Source organism: Chamaesiphon polymorphus CCALA 037 (assembly GCF_003003845.1).
Classification (GTDB): Bacteria; Cyanobacteriota; Cyanobacteriia; order Cyanobacteriales; family Chamaesiphonaceae; genus Chamaesiphon; species Chamaesiphon polymorphus.
In genome coordinates, this window is the sequence record NZ_PVWO01000646.1 from 1 (window position 1) to 2,720 (window position 2,720).

3 protein-coding genes are annotated in these 2,720 nt (G+C 45.8%); 1 reads left to right on the forward strand and 2 read right to left on the reverse strand.

Annotated features, from left to right (window positions below; all coding sequences use genetic code 11):
- Positions 1-93: 93 nt before the first annotated feature.
- Entirely contained in the window at positions 94-1,068 is a 975-nt protein-coding gene (locus tag C7B77_RS27700) for a cysteine synthase A (RefSeq protein WP_106312649.1), read from the reverse strand.
- A 188-nt stretch (positions 1,069-1,256) separates the two neighbouring features.
- Positions 1,257-2,051, reverse strand: a complete 795-nt coding sequence (locus C7B77_RS27705; protein WP_106312652.1) for a nucleotidyltransferase domain-containing protein — start codon at positions 2,049-2,051, stop codon at positions 1,257-1,259.
- A 115-nt stretch (positions 2,052-2,166) separates the two neighbouring features.
- Here C7B77_RS27705 and ispF point away from each other — a divergent pair, with 115 nt between their 5' ends.
- A complete protein-coding gene (gene ispF, locus C7B77_RS27710) occupies positions 2,167-2,643 on the forward strand; it encodes a 2-C-methyl-D-erythritol 2,4-cyclodiphosphate synthase (RefSeq protein WP_106312656.1) in 477 nt (158 codons plus the stop codon).
- The last annotated feature ends 77 nt before the right edge of the window (positions 2,644-2,720 follow it).

Sequence of the window (2,720 nt, forward strand, 5' to 3'; positions counted from 1 at the left end):
GATGAGTAATGGGTAATGGGTAATGGGTAATGGAGTGTTTTTTACTCCTCCTCTCCCAACTCCCAACTCCCAACTCCCAACTCCCAACTCTCTCTAATCGATGCTCAAACCTTTAGTTGCCAACCAGGCTCGATCGAAGATGCGGGATTGATAGCGGGCACCACCATCGCATAAAATTGTCACGATCGTGTGTCCTGGCCCCATTTGTTTGGCCAGTCTGACTGCTGCTGCGACATTAATTCCCACCGATCCGCCCATAAATAAACCATCTTTGCGGAGGAGTTGATAGACTACTTCGATACATTCTTGGTCTGGAATTTGAATCGCATCATCGATAGGTACGCCTTCCATATTGCCCGTAATCCGACTATTGCCGATGCCTTCAGTTATCGAACTGCCTTCGAGGGTAATCGTGCCAGTCTTGACATAACTATATAAGCCACTACCCATCGGATCGGCGACGATACTTTTTATCTGCGGATTTTTTTCTTTGAGGAACATCGACACGCCTGCAAATGTGCCCCCCGTACCCGTCGAAGCTACCCAGCCATCGATTTTGCCATCGGTTTGCGCCCACATTTCTGGCCCAGTTGTTTCGTAGTGTGCCAGACGATTGGCAAGATTTTCAAATTGATTCGCCCAGATCGCGTTTTCCATTTCCGCAGCGACGCGACCAGATAATTTGACATAATTATTTGGATCTTTGTACGGTACTGCGGGCACTGTGCGGACTTCTGCGCCGAGGGTGCGTAATGCTTCTATTTTCTCGGCAGACTGAGTTTCGGGAATGATAATCAGGCATTTATAGCCCTTAGCATTACAAATATGCGCCAGCCCGATGCCAGTATTGCCAGCGGTACCTTCGACGACGGTACCGCCTGGTTTGAGGGTACCGCGTCGCTCGGCATCTTCGATAATATATAGAGCCGCCCGATCTTTGACGGAACCACCGGGATTGAGAAATTCGGCTTTACCTAAAATTTCACATCCAGTTGCATCGCTAAAGCTATTGAGCCGAATTAATGGTGTGTTGCCGATTGCTTCTAAAAAGCCGCGTTTGATATCCATTTTAATAATTGATAATTGATAATTGATAATTGATAGTTGATAGTTGATAGTTGATAGTTGATAGTTGAGATTTTAGTACTAGGCCGCATAATTAAGTGATATTACTATCCCTCAATCTTTGCTCCCAGCTCCCCGCTCCCAGCGTTCCGCTTCCCGCTCAATAGTAACTTAATTTCTGGTCGAAACTACTAGTCACTATTGAGAGCATATTGCTTGAATAGAAGATCGAGAGGGGTAGAATTGGTATCGACTTTAGGAATTAGTTTGACAGCTAGTTCGCAACTTTCGATTTCCGATCGAATAAACTCGTTGAGGAGCGGAACGGCAGCGATCGTAGTGGCTTCATTAGCAGTTTTTTTAATCGTTAAGAGTCGATCGATCTCAGTGACAATCTCTTGACGATCGCTAATTAATTCCATCAATTTACTCAAAACCATCGGCGGAAATGTTCGATGAGTCACGATCCACTTGGCAGCTAAAATCGGACGTAAGGCATAGAAATATTTTTTTAACTTGACAGTATCAGATTGCAGATGTTCTCGATAGCAACCGATCGTCATATTCAGATAATGATGAATTCCCGCTCGACAGGAATAATAATTATCGGCTAAGTTTAGTAATTTTTGAGTGAGATTACTATGAGCGCGATAGACGATGGGCGATTGAATCCATTCGTAGATTGCTGAATTCGATCCTTTAAATAATTTCAACGCTTTGCGCAGATCCCAGCCATTAATATCCAGTAGTGAATTGACGGGTAGATCGATTGTATCTGGACGATCGTCGATCGATAAATACCATGCTAACGGACGCAGATAGATAAACCGCACGTCGTAGTCGCTATCTGGCGACGGAAACCCCCACGCTCGGCTTCCCGACTCACAAGCGTAGAGAATAATTATTTGCTCCGTGCTGGCGAGTTGTTGCAATTGAGCGGTGATGGTAGGCTCGATATCTACCGCTACTGTCCTGTCTATTTCCATCGCTCCCCGTTCCTAAAATCGGCTGGATCGCTCTTTGACGATCGAGAGTTAGTTCTCGACCTGCCGCGCCAACTATACTAATAAATATTTTGACACATTCAATACCGCAAACTCCATGAACATCCGGATCGGCAATGGTTATGACATTCATCGCCTCGTTTCAGGTCGTCCCCTCATTTTAGGCGGTATCCAAATCGAGCACGAGCTGGGTTTATTGGGACATAGCGATGCCGATGTCCTCACTCATGCGATTATGGATGCGATGTTGGGTGCCTTGAGTTTGGGCGATATCGGACATTATTTTCCGCCTACTGACGCCAAATGGGCGGGTGCTGATAGTATCGAACTCCTCAAACAAGTCAATACTCTAATTATCGATCGCGGTTGGCAAATTAGTAATCTCGATACGGTAGTCGTTGCCGAACGCCCCAAACTCAAGCCCCATATTAATTCCATGCGCGATCGATTAGCAACAGCTCTGCACTTATCACCGGAGCAAGTTGGTGTCAAAGCTACTACCAACGAGAAATTAGACGCCACCGGAAGAGAAGAAGGAATCTGTGCTTATGCAGTAGTTCTATTGACAAAGTAGTCACTAACAGATCTATTTGGGAGTAGCCCAGTTGAGGAATGATACAATCATTGATTTCCCTTCCCCCCGCTCCCCGC